16 protein-coding genes and 1 pseudogene are annotated in these 17,050 nt (G+C 45.2%); 15 read left to right on the top strand and 2 right to left on the bottom strand.

Going from position 1 to position 17,050, the window contains the following annotated elements:
• Positions 1–138: 138 nt before the first annotated feature.
• Both fdhF and L696_RS0108625 read right to left on the bottom strand, forming a co-directional pair.
• Positions 139–2,301, bottom strand: coding sequence for a formate dehydrogenase subunit alpha (gene fdhF / locus L696_RS0108630; protein WP_025683294.1), 2,163 nt, complete (start codon positions 2,299–2,301; stop codon positions 139–141).
• A gap of 128 nt (positions 2,302–2,429) precedes the next feature.
• Positions 2,430–2,795 (bottom strand): hypothetical protein, encoded by a 366-nt coding sequence (locus L696_RS0108625; protein WP_025683293.1) that lies wholly within the window; start codon positions 2,793–2,795, stop codon positions 2,430–2,432.
• Between the two features lie 361 nt (positions 2,796–3,156).
• On the opposite strand from L696_RS0108625, the gene L696_RS29340 reads away from it, so the two are divergent.
• The 15 genes and pseudogenes from L696_RS29340 to L696_RS0108550 form a co-directional block, all read left to right on the top strand.
• Complete coding sequence (locus L696_RS29340; RefSeq protein ID WP_081750703.1) at positions 3,157–3,564, top strand: YmaF family protein; 408 nt, start codon at positions 3,157–3,159, stop codon at positions 3,562–3,564.
• 436 nt (positions 3,565–4,000) lie between these two features.
• A complete protein-coding gene (locus L696_RS0108610) occupies positions 4,001–4,414 on the top strand; it encodes a DUF1259 domain-containing protein (RefSeq protein ID WP_342447936.1) in 414 nt (137 codons plus the stop codon).
• 53 nt (positions 4,415–4,467) lie between these two features.
• Positions 4,468–4,554: pseudogene (locus L696_RS32470) on the top strand (YolD-like family protein); the annotation flags it as partial.
• A 364-nt stretch (positions 4,555–4,918) separates the two neighbouring features.
• Entirely contained in the window at positions 4,919–5,857 is a 939-nt protein-coding gene (locus L696_RS28395; protein WP_245233320.1) for a hypothetical protein, read from the top strand.
• A gap of 14 nt (positions 5,858–5,871) precedes the next feature.
• On the top strand, positions 5,872–6,258 hold the full coding sequence (locus tag L696_RS31415) for a hypothetical protein (RefSeq protein WP_025683290.1): 387 nt from the start codon (positions 5,872–5,874) through the stop codon (positions 6,256–6,258).
• Between the two features lie 161 nt (positions 6,259–6,419).
• Positions 6,420–6,803, top strand: coding sequence for a hypothetical protein (locus L696_RS31410; protein WP_025683289.1), 384 nt, complete (start codon positions 6,420–6,422; stop codon positions 6,801–6,803).
• A gap of 491 nt (positions 6,804–7,294) precedes the next feature.
• Positions 7,295–8,719 (top strand): 3-isopropylmalate dehydratase large subunit, encoded by a 1,425-nt coding sequence (gene leuC, locus L696_RS0108590; protein WP_025683288.1) that lies wholly within the window; start codon positions 7,295–7,297, stop codon positions 8,717–8,719.
• A gap of 21 nt (positions 8,720–8,740) precedes the next feature.
• Positions 8,741–9,343 carry a 3-isopropylmalate dehydratase small subunit gene (gene leuD, locus L696_RS0108585; protein ID WP_025683287.1) on the top strand — a complete coding sequence of 201 codons (603 nt, stop codon included), beginning with the start codon at positions 8,741–8,743 and terminating at the stop codon, positions 9,341–9,343.
• Between the two features lie 224 nt (positions 9,344–9,567).
• Positions 9,568–11,145 (top strand): N-acetylmuramoyl-L-alanine amidase family protein, encoded by a 1,578-nt coding sequence (locus L696_RS0108580; RefSeq protein ID WP_025683286.1) that lies wholly within the window; start codon positions 9,568–9,570, stop codon positions 11,143–11,145.
• A 312-nt stretch (positions 11,146–11,457) separates the two neighbouring features.
• The gene (locus L696_RS0108575; protein ID WP_025683285.1) at positions 11,458–12,957 is read left to right on the top strand and encodes an N-acetylmuramoyl-L-alanine amidase family protein; all 1,500 of its coding nucleotides are present in this window, start codon (positions 11,458–11,460) and stop codon (positions 12,955–12,957) included.
• Between the two features lie 48 nt (positions 12,958–13,005).
• Positions 13,006–13,656, top strand: a complete 651-nt coding sequence (locus L696_RS0108570; protein WP_025683284.1) for a GerMN domain-containing protein — start codon at positions 13,006–13,008, stop codon at positions 13,654–13,656.
• 211 nt (positions 13,657–13,867) lie between these two features.
• Positions 13,868–14,542, top strand: a complete 675-nt coding sequence (gene nth / locus L696_RS0108565; protein WP_025683283.1) for an endonuclease III — start codon at positions 13,868–13,870, stop codon at positions 14,540–14,542.
• A gap of 58 nt (positions 14,543–14,600) precedes the next feature.
• Entirely contained in the window at positions 14,601–14,873 is a 273-nt protein-coding gene (locus L696_RS0108560) for a hypothetical protein (RefSeq protein WP_025683282.1), read from the top strand.
• A gap of 161 nt (positions 14,874–15,034) precedes the next feature.
• Positions 15,035–15,580, top strand: coding sequence for a glutathione peroxidase (locus L696_RS0108555; protein ID WP_025683281.1), 546 nt, complete (start codon positions 15,035–15,037; stop codon positions 15,578–15,580).
• Between the two features lie 192 nt (positions 15,581–15,772).
• Positions 15,773–17,050 (top strand): dynamin family protein (locus tag L696_RS0108550; protein WP_025683280.1); only part of this gene is annotated, 1,278 nt, incomplete at its 3' end.

Here is a 17,050-nt window from a genome sequence, read left to right as displayed (position 1 = left end):
CTTTGCAGCCGATGCAGTGTCCGGCATCTGCGACCACAAAGGAAGAAGCGCCAGCGTTTGTTCTACTGGCTGCTCCCATTCTACTCGTCAAAGCTGACCGGGTATTTGCCGAACTGTGCAGTATGTTCCGCGTGCCGCTCATCTCGTCACCTTATCAGCTAAAACGGCTTCCTGGACGTTCATCTGTTTACGAATCCGTTGGTACGATTCATGTACATCACGTTCGGCCTGCGCTTGGTCGACGATCCGTTCCAGCCGGATGGCGCAGTATTTTAATTCCGGTGTTTTGGACACCGGATCAAGAAAATCGGCGGTCAGCTCGTTACATGCTCCAACCCACCAGTGATAGGTCATGTAGGTCGCACCTTGTAGCACACGGTCACTGATTTGTGCCCGTGCCATAATGCGTCCCCGCCGGGAGGATATAGCGACAATTTCGCCATCCAGAATGTTCAGATCTGCTCCGTCTTCCGGGCTAATCTGAATAAAGCCAGGCTCATCAGACAATTGGCGTAGCGCACGGCAATTGCCAGTCATGGTACGCACGGAGTAATGGCCTACCTCACGAACCGTAGATAAGACAAGCGGGAATTTCTCATCCGGCTGTTCTTGCGGTGGACGCCATTCGCAGGCGAATAATCGACCTTTGCCACTAGGTGTAGAAAATTGATTCCCTTTGTACAAATACGGTGTACCTGGGTGATCCTCTGTAGGGCAGGGCCACTGTACGCCGCCTTGTTCCTCCATTTTTTGGTAGCTTGCACCGGCGAATAACGGGCAGAGGCTTCGCATTTCATCCCAAATTTCCTCTGTGTTTGCATAGGACATAGGGTAGCCCATTGCGGTAGCAACCTCGCTAATAATGGCCCAGTCCGGCTTTACGTCACCTTGCGGCTCGACCGCTTTGCGAATGCGCTGAAAGCCGCGGTCAGCCGAGGAATACACACCATCATGCTCGCCCCAGGAGGTAGAAGGGAGGATGACATCGGCATGCAGCGCCGTTTTATTCATGAAAATATCCTGCACCACGACAAATTCCAATTGGTCTAGCGCTTCACGTAACTCGGCGGCATTCGGATCACTTTGTACAGGGTCCTCGCCGAAAATATAATAAGCTTTCAGTTTGTTCTCCTTCAGGATGAGGTGTGGCACCTCTGTAAGGGGATATCCTTTTTTACGCGGCAGCTCGACACCCCATGCTTTTTCAAACTTTTTGCGAACCGCGCTATCCGTTACATCCTGATAACCAGGATATACATTCGGCAATGCGCCCATGTCGCAGGAGCCCTGAACATTGTTTTGCCCCCGCACAGGTCCAATCCCCACATTCGGCTTGCCCAGATTTCCGGTCAACAGTGCAAGAGAAGCGAGTCCCTTTACCACGTCAACGGCCTGTGAAAATTGACATACACCCATTCCATACAGAATTGTAGCGGTAGGGGCCTTTGCATATTCCCTTATAGCTGCTCGAATGTCAGCCGCCTTGACCCCCGTAATGCCTTCTGCATATTCGGGCGTATATTTTTTAATGCTTTCTACGTATTCGGCAAAGCCTTCTGTGTTTGCTTCCACATATCGTTTGTCGTACAGTCCTTCATGCACAAGCACATGACCAAAAGCATTCACCAAAGCCATGTTCGAACCGCCTTTTAGAGGTAGCCACATATCTGAAATGCGTCCAGTTTCAGTCATGCGCGGGTCGCATACAATAATTTTGGCACCTCTTTGCTTAGCAGCTACAATGCGTCTTGCGACGATCGGATGTGTTTCGGGTGCATTATATCCAAACACGAAAAGGAGATCCGAATGTTCAATTTCAGGAATAGAGTTCGACATGGCCCCATCCCCGAGTGAGTATGTCAAACCAGCCACAGAAGGGCCATGGCATACACGAGCGCAATGGTCAATATTGTTCGTGCCAATGACCGCCCGCATGAACTTTTGCATGACATAATTCGCTTCGTTTCCCGGACCGCGTGCAGAGCCCGTTCCCATAATGGAGTCAGGTCCGTATTTTTCCTTAATTGCTGACAGCCGTTCGGCAGTATATTGAATGGCTTCCTCCCACTCCACTTCCTCCATGACTCCATTTTTGCGAATCAGGGGCTTACGCAAGCGTGCAGTCAGAATTTGCGGGTCATTCAGAAAATCCCATCCATAGTGTCCTTTCAGACACAGTGTTCCTTCGTTTGTACGACCACCAGCCGGCTCTGAGCCAATTACCTGCCCCTCGTCCACCAGCAAATGAAGCTGACAACCGCTTCCACAGTAGGGACATACGGTTAATACCTTGTCTGCCATGTGTGCAGCACCTCTTTTTATATGAAATAGATGAAACTCATAACATAAAAAAAGCCAATACAAAAATGCCGCTTTACGCTGCATTCTGTACTGGCTTATCCGCGAGCGAGGAGACAAGCTCCTTCCCGCTAATCCAACCGGTGTATGTGTTGTAGTTCAAGAGTAATGATAATATGTCCGTCTCCATGGACGGAGGGGCAGACCTCCCAGGTGTAAGTGAAGGGACTGCCGAGTGTTTTTTCCGCTTCGCTCATATACTCCTTTTCCAGATAAGGACGAAGAACGCTCCAATATTCCCTGACCTTGTCCTCGGCCCCTTCATGAACGAGAATTTCAGACAGGTTGGACAAGGTGCCTCGAATTTCTACCGTAATCCGGAGCGGCGACTCCAGTGAGACCTTGACGTTGTCCGGTCCTTTTCCCCGGTAATGCTTGACAATACAGACGGCCAGCTTTCTGATGCGCTCACGGTATTCCCATTCGGTATTCAACATCTGGACAACTCCGCTTCGAATCAAAATAAAAGCGTGCTTGCCGCACATGCCAGACAGCCTGTGTAGCTGATTTGCAGCAGAAACGCACCCGTCCCGCCCAAGATGGTCTGCCTAGCACGGCGTATCACCCTTCTATGGTAAAACAGGTTGACCCGGAAAGATGTGAAATTCATTACACTGAGCCAGAATTTTACATAGTTTAGATTGGAGGTAGGTGTGCTGGGAATTTAGTGGAACCTCACTGTTAATGAGAAAGAAATCATGCACTGATTTTTTGTTGGTGTTTTCGTACGAGAAAAATTGAACATCTACACTGCCTCTTTCATAGCATGTAGCAGTTGATAAAGAGAGGTGGCTACTGATGGAAATACCAATAACAGGTTTTGTTGTACATTCCGGTGATTCCAACTCCAACCATTCGCATAAGCTTTTCATTACTTCGTGGGACGGAAGACCAGTTAATGTTCACGTACATCCTTTTAAAGGGAATACTTCATTTGATGTTGGGCACTACCACCATTACGCTGGAGTAACAGAGCCGGCTCCAAGTGGTGTTCCGCATGTTCATCATTATTATGCAGAAACATCATTTAACGAGCAGCATAAGCACATCATTAGAGGGACAACAGGACCAGCAATTCAATTGGCAGGTGGTGGGCATTACCACCATTTTGAAGGGTATACAACGGTAAACGGTAGAATCCCTCACGCCCATAGGTACGGTGGAAATACTGGAGATGAGGAAGGATACCGGCAGCAATCCATTTGAAAAATTCATCCAATTGTATGATCCAAACTTTATGTTATTAAGAGAAACGAAGTATAGTAACGGTAACATGGACATGGTGACTCAACTTGTTCAGCAATCTATCGAAGGAGAACGAAATGACGAGTTGTTTTATGAATACCTGATACGCGGGTTACTTATAATCGGCTTTACGCTAAAAACAAATAAAATGAATCCAAAAGGATGAGCTGTTAAAGCTTGTCCTTTTTTTATCACTCTCTACCGATACGCTGCAATAATTCAGTCTGAAGCAGGCGGATGCCAAAGATGAGACATCGTTATCAACCTCACCCCCTCCTCATAACATTCCAAGCGTGCTTATAGGATAAGACTATCACTTATTCTGAATTTTTTAATTTCATATGGCATTCGCCCTTTCAAAGCTCCTCTGCGGACATATTATGGGAGAGGAAAGGGGATGATTATGAAAATGATCAAGAAAAGTTTATGTGACCGTTTGGCCAAAATCGTCGGAGGCACTGGTATGGTGGTGAATGGGGTATGTGTGGTGCAGCGTCTGCGGAATAACCTCAATTTAAGAATTTTGGGACGCCGAAGTAAATCACCTTTGACCATACCATTCTTGCTTTCTTTTGAATCCAAAGACAGCAAAGGGAGAACTTTAAATTTGGGAGAAACAGTAATCCTGGAGCGTGAGATTAATCCTTTTGTATCGCAGCTCCGCAAACATGGGATCATTGTTACTGCTATTCACAACCACTGGTTATTCCAGAATGTGTGCTTCAAATATATTCACTGGGAAAAAGTAGGGGACCCTGCCACGTTTGCACGAAACAGTACTGAGGCGGCTAAAAAAGTGGGTATTCTTTAATTACCGCAAGAGAAGAGGGGCATTCGGTCGCTCCTCTCTTGTCTTTCTATATAACTGCTAGACGCGAAGTGAAGCTGTCTCGCGGCGAAGATGATTATAGCTGGATTAAGCTGGAGGATATTATATCTGCAAGTACATAAAAGGTCCCCAGGTAACCGGAGCTTTCTTACGTCCTTTATCAAGTTGAAAATATGTTTACTATTTAATATTTTTCGTATATATTAATATTTGGAAATTGGTTTTTTCATAAATTTTTCCTATAGAGCTAGATTAAATTAACAGAGGAGATTACTTCAATGAGCATTTCATTAAGAATAGAACGTAAATCCGGTGGTGAGCCAATCGAGTTTGTAAAAGGTGAGATCACTGGCTTTACTTATTAAGAATAATAGTTCCATAAACCTTTCAGCTAAGTCTCCAAACTTGGCTCATTCGCTACATATTCGAAGCAAAATTCCGCTTCATTCGCTTCCTTCAATTATAGACAATGCGGATAATTCCAACATGCTGTACACATGGGCAAACACAGAATATAAACCTGATAGTGAGGACTACTATCGAAAATGTAACATCCAATTCGTGAGAAATGAAAACGCGATCCGAGAAATTACGTTTACACACGCTTATGTAGATAAGTATCAAGAACAGATTGATACCAGCAAAGAGATACTTGAGTTTGAACTTGTTTTAAAACAAAAAGAAGATCAATTGGGAAAAATTCAATACAGTCCTCAGTTAGAACCTAAGGAAACAAGAGAAAAGGATCAGTCTGATGTCTCGCAAAAAGTACTGGAAGGCGCATATAGTAAGAATATGTTAGTGTATGCAGGAAATAATACTTTTCCGTTTGAAAATCCTATGGTAGAACTAGAAAAGACTTGGGTGCGAGGCGTAGAGAAGGTAAAAGATTCGACAGATACTGTAATACATTATCCTGATCGTAAAGCATTTACATTAGTAGCTGTTCCTATAGCTCGAAAGAAGTACGGGGACATCACAGCCAATTTACTTCAACATTCACTTGATTACAAACCAGGACATTTACACTTTAACGAGTGGTCGTATGAGGCGCAGCAAATTAAAAAATCTAAAGAACATAATATGTATGTAATTGATAAAGCAGTACAAAAAGCTAACGACAAAAAAGTTAAAAGTTTTTCAAGTGATGGGTCTATTGCAATTGAAAGTGACAGAGATTTGTATAACGCTTTTCACAAAATGAAGTACAAAATAGATGGAACATATGTAAACGGGCAATGGAAAATTACTACAATATATTATGATATATATAATTTCGAGTATAATTTTAAACAAATGTTTACTGGGGACAATAAACTCGGTTGGGCTGCGGCCAATCTAACAAATTTAATGGAATCATGGGGAACGCTCAATGAGTATACATCTTATGTTACAGTAACTGATACAAGAAAAGCTTGGAAGTGAGGTGTGAGTTGCAGATGAAGCGTAGATACATCTTTATCTTAATCTCTCTACTAGTTTTAACTACAACTTTAATTTTCCTAGCGAATTCTGGAGACGATACGATACGCAAGTACCCTTATGGCAAAGATACGTTAGAGTTTTTTGGCGACGGGACTTTTCAGATTTACAGGGGAGGAGGATCGGGTGAGCCTCCAATACTATACACTCATCAAATTGAAGCTCCGAATTCAGTGATTGATAACGTTCTGTCTTATAAAATAGAAAAAAATATTGTATATGTGGTTGGTGAAAATAGCTTCATTAAATTGGATTCAGGTACCAACACATACGAGCAAAAGAAACGGATTTCCGACTTTACTTCCAAAGATAGAGAGATATTTAATAAATTAACGGAAAAATAGTGGTTATGATAAGCAAATGTGGTTGCCAGGGAGCTTTAACTTGTTCGCTGCAAAGCAAACCTAACAAATTTAATGGAATCATGGGGAACACTAAATGAGTATACGTCTCATGTAACAGTAACTGATACAAGAAAAGCTTGGAAGTGAGGTGTGAATTGCAGATGAAGCGTAGATATATCTTTATCTTGATTGCTATACTAGTTACAACTACTACTCTAATTTTACTGTTGAATTCTGGGGATAATACGATATATAAATACCCATCAGGCAAAGATACCGTAGAATATTTTGGTGACGGGACTTTTCAAATTTTTAGAGGGGGGCCGGACGACCCTTTAATACTTTATAATCATCTTGCTGATCCAACGGAAAATACTGTTGATAATATTGTGTCATATAAGATAAAAAAAAATATCGTATATGTGGTTGGTGAAAAAAGCTTCATTAAATTGGATTCAAGTACCAACACGTACGAGCAAAAGAAACGGATTTCCGACTTTACTTCCGAAGATAGAGAGATATTCAATAAATTAATGGAAAAATAGAGTTTATCATAAGCAAATGTGGTAGCCAGGAAGCTTTAACTTGTTCACAAAGGCTTAAGTTAACATGCGGTTTAGTTGAGTATGAAGAACTATATCAAAAGTATATACAAGCCAAAATGCTGACTCTTGATATTAAAGATTTACCTGATAAATTTTGTCGACTTCATAATTTTGAGCGATTACGTTTTAAAGATGGCACAGAGGTTGATTTCGTGATTGATACAGACACAGACAGGGTATACAGACCGATATATTGATGTCAGGCTTAGTCTGCTGACACGAGACAGGTCTATTGTCATTGCAAAAAGTAAACCCATATATACCAACGCTTAGCCCATATTGCCTTAGCCAGCCTTATAGGCCAAGACTATCACTTCTATAGATATCATATCTTAGACCAATCAGACATCCCGTGGTATATTGTTGACATCCAAGAGAAAGCCGTACAGCCTTCTCTACACTAGGTTCGAAAAACACAGGGGTGAATTATGATGAGCAAAAAGACCATGTTCGAGAAAATTTGGGATAACCATGTCATCTATCAGGAAGAGGGAAAGCCGAGTATTTTGTACATTGACCTTCACTTGGTACATGAGGTAACCTCGCCACAGGCGTTTGAGGGGCTTCGTCTGAGCGGACGCAAGGTGCGTCGTCCAGAGCTTACGTTTGCGACAATGGATCATAACGTGCCAACGAAAGATCGTTACAATATTACGGACCCGATTTCCAAGCAGCAGATTGATACGTTGACTCAAAATTGCCGTGATTTCGGTGTCACACTGTATGATCTGGATACGATTGATCAAGGTGTCGTTCACGTTATGGGGCCGGAGCTTGGTCTGACTCATCCGGGTAAAACCATTGTTTGTGGTGACAGCCACACCTCCACTCATGGCGCGTTCGGAGCGCTCGCTTTTGGTATCGGAACCAGCGAAGTAGAGCACGTCATGGCAACGCAATGTCTCCAGCAAGCAAAAGCAAAAACAATGGAAGTTCGCTTTGTGGGCCGCCGCAAGCCGGGTGTGACAGCAAAGGATATGATTTTGGGTGTCATCGCTAAATACGGCACGGATTTCGCTACCGGTTATGTTATTGAGTATACAGGGGAATCCATCCGCGAATTGAGCATGGAAGAGCGCATGACCGTGTGCAACATGTCTATTGAAGGCGGAGCCAGAGCCGGTATGATTGCACCGGACGAAACAACCTTCAACTACTTGCGTGGACGTGAACATGTAGCGCAAGGACCTGCTTTTGAGCAGGCGGTTGCCGAGTGGAAAGAGCTTGTAACAGATGAAGGCGCTGAGTTTGACGTTGTGCTGGAGTTTGATGTAGATTCTCTTATTCCGCAAGTAACCTGGGGTACAAGCCCGGGCATGGGTACAAATATTTCCGCTACTGTACCGATTCCGGCAGAATTGCCAACAGAGAATGAACGTAAAGCTGCTGAAAAAGCGCTTGAATATATGGATTTGAAGCCAGGCACACCGATCACGGATATTGCTATTGATTATGTATTTATTGGCTCGTGTACCAACGGGCGGATTGAAGATTTGCGCGCTGCGGCCGAGGTAGCCAAGGGCTACCAGGTATCTGACAAAGTAACGGCAATCGTCGTACCCGGCTCAGGACGTGTGAAAATTCAGGCCGAGCAAGAAGGACTGGACATCATTTTCAAGGAAGCAGGCTTTGAGTGGCGTGAAGCGGGATGCAGCATGTGTCTTGCGATGAATCCGGACGTGCTTCAACCGGGACAGCGCTGTGCGTCGACCTCCAACCGTAACTTTGAAGGACGTCAGGGGCGTGGAGGACGGACTCACCTCGTATCTCCGGCAATGGCGGCCGCTGCGGCGATTCATGGACATTTTGTCGATGTACGTGACTGGAAGTTCAAGCAGGAAGCAGTAGTCCAATAGGATACGGAGGAGGAATTTACAATGGAAGCATTCACAACTTTAAAAGGGATTGTAGCACCTGTGGATCGGGTGAACGTAGATACAGATGCTATTATCCCCAAGCAGTTTTTGAAACGAATTGAGCGCACAGGGTTTGGACAGTTTCTGTTTTACGAGTGGCGCTTTGATGAAGCGGGAAATATAAATCCTGAATTTGAACCGAACAAGCCTCGCTATGCAGGGGCATCTGTTCTGATCTCCCGTGCCAACTTTGGCTGTGGCTCCTCACGTGAGCATGCGCCGTGGGCGATCATGGATTATGGATTCCGTTGCGTAATCGCACCGTCTTATGCGGATATCTTCTATAATAACTGTTTTAAAAATGGCATTTTGCCGATCAAGCTGTCTGAGGAGCAGGTAGAGGATCTGTTCCAGCGCACGGCAAAGAATGATAACTACCAATTGAACGTAGACCTGGACGCAAAAACAGTTACCGACGATTATGGTCTGCATATTGATTTTGATCTGGATGAGCATCGCCGTCAATTTTTGCTGCAAGGTCTGGATGACATTGGCCTGACGCTCCAGCATGAGTCAGAAATTCTGGCTTATGAACAGAAGCGTGCTGCGAAGCAAGGCGCATAATTCCAGCTCTGTATGAGTTTGTAGCATTAAAATGAACTGGCTTGTTGGACAGAAAGCCCGTATTGGCAACTCTTTTGCCTGCGGGCTTTTTTCATGTCATAAGATAAATTGGTAAATAAGGGGTTGACGGTTCGACTCAGCATGGTATGGTAAATGTAAAATGGTTGAAGGACTATGGCTATGCAGTAGCACAAAAAATACATATCTAAGTTAGGGGAATGAGGATGAAGAAATATGGTTGGTTGATACTGGTGGCTATTCTAATTGGAGCGTGGCCGTCCGCCTCTCATGTGAATGCGGCTGGAGCAGATTTGTTTTTAGATGGAAAAAGGATAGAGGCGCCCGCAGATGCCAAGCCTGAAATGGTCAATGGAAAAGTGATGGTTCCGCTGCGAGTCGTTGGTGAACAGCTTGGATACCAATTTAAATGGGAGCCGCAAGCCTATAAAATCTCAATCCAAAAAAACAGCACAGATATGTCCATGTATGTGGGCCGTACGTCGGCTGACGTAAATGGAAAGATGGTTAATTTGGATGCACCTCCTGTGCTGCGTGGTAACTCCACCATGGTTCCACTGCGTTTTGTCGGGGAGCAAATGGGGCTGAAGGTGGATTGGAATAATAAAAATAAATCCGTAAATCTCAGTCAGAAAGTGACAGCCCAGCAGACAGAAAAACAGCCTCAATCCCAAAAATCGTCACCAACGCAGGTGAAAAACACAAGCACACCAAAATCGTCTACGTCAACGACGACAATTACCAATCTCACTGGATCAGACAAGCTTACACAGGATGTACTCGCATCATCCAAGCAGCAGGATACAGAACAGCTAAAAGCAAATACGCTACTGGTGCAAAACATTACCTTTCAAGATGAAGCATTACAGATTTCATTGAACAGAGATGTAACGCCCAAAGTGACCAAGATGACGGGACCTGACCGCATTGTTGTAGATCTGGCAGAAGCGGCGCTGACGTCGGAGCTTTCTCAGCAGTTTCCGGTTCGTAGCGATGGATTACGAGTGCTGACGAATATTGACAGCGGGGATGTGCAGGAAGTCAGGTTTGCCCCCGCCGATGGACAAAAGGGCGGCGTCCGTATTGTAATTGCTTTAAACCAGGTACGTGATTACGAGCTTTCAACTAACAGCACAGGTGAAATCACACTTCAGTTGCGTGAACGCAATGTTGATCAGGCTGTGACACCAACCAATAGCGGCGGACGGAAAATTGTCGTCATTGATCCAGGGCATGGTGGCAAGGACCCTGGAGCAGGCAGTATCACTGGAAGACACGAAAAGGAGTTTGCACTGGCTGTAGGGTTAAAGGTCAAGCAGCTTTTGCAAAACGATCCTGACATTCAGGTAGTCATGACCCGCGATGGAGATACGTATCCTACGCTGGATGAACGCCCCCAGCTTGCAAACGAACAGCAGGCAAGCGTGTTTGTTTCGATCCATGGAAACAGTATGCTAGCCTCCAATAAAGGAAAAGCCAACGGTTCTGAAACCTACTATGCACGTCAGGAAAGTCTGGGACTGGCAACAACGATGCATAAGCATCTTGTAGCAGCTACCGGATTTAAGGATAACGGGATTAAGGTGGCGAAGCATATCGTGACAAGAAAAGCCCAAATGCCAGCCGTGCTGCTGGAATGCGGCTACCTTAGTAATCTGTCTGATGAAGCGGCCATGTTCTCAGAAGAAACACAGGAAAGGATTGCGGAAGGGATTGTTGGCGGTTTAAAGGAATATCTCGGTACTGCTACTGGCAATGACACGAGTGATTCTATCAACTCATAATTTTGAGAATTTTAAATTAGATCATATAAAACTCACCAAAAAGCTGCTTTTCATCCCTAGCTATGTTTAGGGGAAAGCAGCTTTTTTTGTAATCCGATCAATGACTTTAGCCGCAAAACGAATGAACTATATTTTTAGTCAAAATTCGACAAAACTAGTTCTTTGGCACGTATATTTCTGTTATGATGGAATATATTCGCAACTTTTGGTGTGGAATAACGTCTAAAAGGTTGTCTGATATTACATAAGCGCGTATATCAGGTCGCCGCACCGGAGCATGTGGCAAAAAAATTATGAATGGAAGGGTGACGAATGAAGAAATTTGGTTTTTTGTTGTTATTATTTGTCTTCATGTGGGCGGTTCCGGGTTATGGACATGCGGCTTCGAGTGGAACACAAATCTATCTCGACGATCAACAGTTAAGTGTCCCGAGCGGTGCTAAGGCACAAGTAATTAGTGGAAATACAATGGTTCCGCTACGCGTAATTTCTGAAAATTTAGGTTATGACGTGACATGGAAGCAGCAGGCGCGAACCATAACGATTGAGAAGGACAGTACCTCGATCCGAATGATAATCGGAAGCAAGACGGCGACTGTCAATGGAAGCGACATTAGTCTGGATGCTTCGCCTCTGCTGCGTTCCAATTATGCCCTTGTACCGCTTCGCTTTATCGGCGAGCAAATGGGACTGGACGTAAAATGGGACAGTAGCTCCAAGTCCGTAAAATTATATACCCGCATTAGCGGGTCGGGAAACGGGGAATTTACTCCTCCTAAATCCGGGAATAGCAGCACGGATACTGGAAGTGTAACTGTACCAACGAATAATGCCAGTTCAGGTGTAATGCAGGTACAGGGAATTAGTTTCAGTCAAAACCGCTTAACCATTACAACGACAGGTGCAGTGAAGCCAAAAGCATTTACAATGACAACCCCTGATCGGGTGGTTGTGGATTTACCGGCTACTGCGTTTGCTGACAACTTTGGGGATCAGCAAAAACTGGACAGCAACTTGAATGGTTCACTGGATATTCAGGATGAAGTGGATGTATCCGGTATCCGCTATGCTTTATTCCAAAAGGAACCTTCAACGGTTCGCGTTGTGATTGATCTGAAGCATGCCATGAATTACACCGCATACAATGACGGCTCGAATCGTGTAATCGTCGATCTGGCATCGAAGGATTCAGTTAATACAACACCTGACTCTACTTTACCAGATGGCTCACAGCCGGATGATACACAGAACTCACCAGTTAACAGCAATGGCAAAAAAGTCGTTGTTATTGATGCCGGTCATGGAGCGAAGGATTCCGGAGCCGTTGGGGTTTCGAGAAAAAATTACGAAAAGACCTTCAACTTGGCTATGGCTCTGAAAGTAGAAAGTATTTTGAAGCAGAACCCTAAACTTGAGGTTGTGTTGACACGCAGCGATGATACGTTTTTGGAGCTTAAACAGCGCGTAAAAGTGGCTGAAAATCTCAATGCCAACGTATTCGTGTCCATTCACGCCAACAGCAGCGGCAGCTCGGCTTCCAACGGTACAGAGACGTATTACCAGCGTAGTGCAAGCAAAGCGTTCGCCAACGTCATGCATAAGTACTTTGCTCCAGCGACAGGTTTGACAGACCGGGGCATTCGTTATGGCAATTTCCATGTCATTCGGGAAACGACGATGCCTGCTGTTTTGCTTGAGGTAGGATATCTCAGTAATGCGAAAGAGGAAGCCACACTGTTTGATGAAGATTTCCAAAACCGGGTAGCTCAAGGGATTGCAGACGGCATCACAGAGTATCTTGGTGTAAAATAAATCTTCAACAAATCACTTGCCAACGTCAAGCAAGGAGGGGGACATAGTATGAACAAGAAAATCGTAATCGCAGGTCTGCTGGCACTGTTTGCTATTGCAGGTGCAGGCTGCGCTTCCAAGCAGACAGACGCTCCTGCGGCTCCATCTCAGGAAACGAAAACGTCTGCGGCGCAAAATAGCACGCCAGAACAAACGGCCCCTGATGCATCGACTCAGACTGCTGAAAATAACGGAGCTAGTCAGACACCTGCATCCTCGTCAACCGAGCCTGCAAGCACCAAGACGAATACGGAAAAAACAGGAGACCGCCAATCTCAGCAGATTACGGTGTACTACACCGATACACAAGAGACAGGCTTGAAGGAACAGAAAAAGGAAATTACCTACCCAAGCGAACTGGAAAAATTCCAAAAGACGTTTGAAGCTCTGCAAAAAAGTGGGAATTCTGCTTTGATACCATTATGGTCCGACAAAATTTCCGTGCACAAGATCAAATTGGACAATGGAGCTTTGACGTTTGATATTTCCCTGCCGGACGAGGCCCGTCTGGGTGCGGGCGGCGAGGAATTGGCTATCGACGCTTTGAAGAAAACGATGTTCCAGTTCAAGGAAGTCAAAACGCTGGATTTGCTCGTAGATGGTCAATCCCTGGAATCCTTAATGGGACATGTAGACCTGGATCATCCGATGAACCGTTAACAGATCAGACTGTATGAAAATTTCTTGGGAATTACACACTTTTTACGTGCAATCTGTGACAGTTAATGATAATATAGGAGTGTATTTCTCGCCTATGCAGGCAGTCATGCACAAATAGTATTCGTTTCTTTCCGGATGATTATTTAGAGTGACCGTCTTGATGCGGGCTATCCCGTATCAAGACGTTTTTTTTGGTAGGAGGTAGGATTCCGTGAATGCAGCAACCGCACGTCATATATTGGACACCATCGGTACAATGTTTCCGGATGCCCATTGTGAGCTGAACCATGATAATGCTTTTGAATTAACGATTGCTGTGTTATTGTCCGCTCAATGCTCCGATCAGATGGTGAATAAAGTAACGGCAGACCTGTTTCAAAAATACAAGACACCCGAGGATTATTTGGCTGTTCCCATTGAAGAGCTGGAGCAGGATATCCGTAGAATCGGCTTGTACCGGAATAAGGCTAAGCATATTCATAACCTGTGCCGTATATTGATAGACCAGTACGGGGGAGAAATACCGTCTGAGCATGATGAGTTGGTCAAGCTTCCCGGTGTTGGGCGCAAGACGGCTAATGTCGTTGTGTCCACCGCTTTTAATGTACCTGCCATTGCGGTAGATACGCATGTAGAGCGTGTTTCCAAACGACTCGGCTTTGCGGGATGGGACGATTCAGTGCTAGAGGTGGAAAAAAAGCTGATGAAAAGGGTACCTAGGGACGAATGGTCCTTGACCCATCACAGAATCATTTTTTTCGGTCGCTATCACTGCAAAGCGCAAAATCCTCAATGTCAGGTATGTCCGTTGCTCGATGTATGCAGGGAAGGCAAGAAACGTATGAAAACGTCCCGGATCAGGAAAGATAAGGAACGTAGAGCTTAAAGACCCGACAGAGATTAGTGAGGGTTTAACCATTTAAGTGTAGAAAAGGATGAAGAGTATGAAATGCATTTCGGTATATACAGACAATTTTGAGGCTTTTTCCGATATTTTTGAGCAAATCGTAACATCGGAGTTTGCTGAAAATGAAGAGCGCGAGCTTGAAGGAATCACGGTCAGCCATTCTGGTGATGTACCTGAGCATTATCTGGAGCGTATGTCTCAGAAGCCGGAAGTAGTCGTAATGAAGGACAAATCTCGCGGAATTACGATTTTGCAGCATGGTCAAGTCTTTGAAATTTTGCTGCCAGTGCTTGAGGCGGCAACCAATTAAGTTCAATTAGCGTGCATGCTTGCATGTTCTGCCGTAGGCGGCTCGGCTGGTCTAACCAGCCTGGGGGCGCATGGCGTGCGCAGTCCTTGAAGTCTATCATGGACGATTCCACATATCTCAATATGAAATGTTCAATTACATCTTCAGAGGAGTTATTCTTAATGAGCATTTATGATTACTCAGCCGTTGCAATGAACGGCAAGGAAATCGCCCTTAGTGATTTTAAAGATAAAGTGGTGTTGATTGTAAATACGGCCAGCCAATGCGGGTTTACATTTCAATATCAGGATTTGCAGCGTCTGTATGATCACTATAAGGATAGAGGTTTGGTAATTCTCGGCTTTCCGTGCAATCAGTTTGCCGATCAGGAGCCAGATTCCAATGACAGTGTGCATACATTCTGTACCTTGAATTATGGGGTCGCATTCCCGATGTTCCAAAAGGTGGATGTACGTGATAAGCAGGCTCACCCGTTGTTTACATATCTTGCTTCGTCGTTGCCCTTTGAGGGCTTTGATGAAACGCATTCGGTTGCCAAAATACTTATTCCTTTAATTCACGAGCGTCATCCTGAATACTTGGCGGGAGATTCGATCAAATGGAATTTTACGAAATTCCTGATTGATCGGAACGGGAAAGTGGTCAAACGCTTTGAAGCGACGACTGATCCTCTGGATATGGAAGAGGATATTGAAGCTTTATTATAATAACCGTTTTGGACAGCATGAAACAAACTTATTTTTATGATTGATGAAAAGGCGGTTTCCCCAAAGTCGTGCACTTGAGGGTAACGCCTTTTTTTTACAACTTTTTAATTGTGATGATTCTCACAGCGACTTAGGAATGCTACAATAAAGCTATTTGAGGCAGCTAAGAGACAAGGAGTGGAACTGTAGCTTATGATGCAAACGATTACAGGAGATACCGGGGAAGAATGGAATACGATAGAACGGCTGCGGGATTTTTTGCGCACAGCCGGGGATGGGGAAGGAGCAAAAGCTGTAGCTGAATTGCTGGAAAAGGCGGAAGCAGAGGAACTGACCATTGCATTTTGTGGACATTTTTCGGCTGGGAAGTCGAGTTTAATCAACAGTTTGTGCGGCAAAACAGTGCTGCCGTCCGGGCCGATTCCTACGAGTGCTAATGTGGTTTCCATCCGTTACGGACGTTCGAGAGCGCTCATTCATCCGGCCAAAACATTAGAAAACCCGGAGCCGGAGGTACTGGAAACCTCTCTGTTCGAGCTGGCTGAATATTGTAAGAATGGCGGAGCTTATGAATCGGTTCAGGTATGGGAGGATGTCCCGATGTTGGCTGGCGGAGGGGTGTTGATGGATACGCCTGGTGTTGACTCTACGGACCACGGTCATGCGCTGGCGACACATTCAGCTTTACACTGGGCGGATATTGTTTTTTATGTGATGGATTATAACCATGTCCAATCGGAAAATAATTTGTCTTTTGCCAAAAGCCTGTCAGATTGGGGCAAGCCGTTATATTTGATTATTAACCAAATAGATAAGCATCGAGAGCGAGAGCTTTCATTTACACATTATCGTAGTGAGGTGGAAGCCAGCTTTCATGCATGGCAGGTTAATTACACGGATATACTGTTCACTTCCTTGAAAGAGCAAAACCATCCTTGGAATCAATGGAAAGGGCTGCCATTGCTGATTGAAGCACTGCTGGAGCGAAAAACAGAGCTATTATTGTACAGTTTGGTTTCCTCAATGCGCCATTTGGCGGATCAACATGTGGAAGCTGTACAGGCTGCTGCGGAGGAGGAACTGAACACGTTGCTGGAAGAGGCAGGCGGGGAGGAAGCCATTTCGCGTCTGGATACGGAACTGGAAATCTTGCAGCAAGAGGACGAACACTGGCAAATGCTGCCGGAGCAGGAGCATAAACGGCTGCGGCAAGAGCTGGATCATGTACTGGAGCATGCCCATTTGACACCTGCGGAGCTGCGTGAGGCGGCGGGCGAATATCTGGAGAGCCGCAGGCCGGGCTTCAAGACCGGGTTGTGGTTCGCCGGAGGGAAGACGGAGCGAGAGAAGGAAGTACGTTTGGAACGACTGACTGGTATGTTGGCTGATCAGGTAGAGGGGCAGTTGCTCCCCCACGTACGAGAGCTGCTGCGTTCCTGGGGGGACGGGCATGGTTTGTGGTCGGCTGCG

Origin of the sequence: Paenibacillus maysiensis (genome assembly GCF_000520815.1) — a bacterium.
In the GTDB taxonomy this organism is placed as follows: domain Bacteria; phylum Bacillota; class Bacilli; order Paenibacillales; family Paenibacillaceae; genus Paenibacillus; species Paenibacillus maysiensis.
The sequence above is the reverse complement of the archived record's forward strand: the minus strand, read 5'-3'. Positions and strand labels throughout refer to the sequence as shown.